At 51.7% G+C, this 559-nt stretch carries 1 protein-coding gene; it reads left to right on the top strand.

The features are described 5' to 3' along the window. Positions 1-15 precede the first annotated feature (15 nt). Positions 16-559: hypothetical protein (locus ACO0LF_RS31460; protein WP_423021338.1), on the top strand; the 544-nt coding region annotated here is incomplete at its 3' end.

The following is a 559-nucleotide window of genomic DNA, read 5'->3' as shown; positions in this document are numbered from 1 at the left end:
ACGGGTTCCTCCATCGTGACTAAAGTAGAACAAGTTCAAGTTCTGTTGAACAATGCTTCTTCTTCAGTTGACTTCGCCAAACTGCCAGATGTGACAGGCGTATTGGTTCGCAACGTCTCCAACACAGTAGGTGTACCAAACAACACACCAACAGCTGGTACAGACGTGTTCACACTGAACAACCTGACAGCAGTTCAAGCAGCAGCCATCACCATCAAACATGGTGACACCAACTCCAATGCCATCGGCCAAGCAACCATCAGCGCCAACCTGGCAACAGACAGCGGTGCAAGCGACACAGTTGCAGTGACCATTTCTGACGGCTTGAACACAGACCCACGTTTCAACTTCGGTCTGAACACAAACGCAGTAGAAAACGTCACCATCGTTGACGGCGACACAGAAAGCAACACTGTCTCCCTGCAAAGCGTTGCCTCCCACACAGGCACCATCACCATCGGCACAACCGCTGGTGTAGGCGTTGCTGGTACATTCATCAACTTTGACACCAACACCACCACCACAGCAGGTACAGTCGGTATCGGCGGCATCAGCCAAC

This window comes from Undibacterium sp. Di27W, from assembly GCF_049340345.1.
Taxonomy (GTDB): domain Bacteria; phylum Pseudomonadota; class Gammaproteobacteria; order Burkholderiales; family Burkholderiaceae_D; genus Undibacterium.
This window is presented reverse-complemented; position numbering and strand designations above follow the sequence as displayed.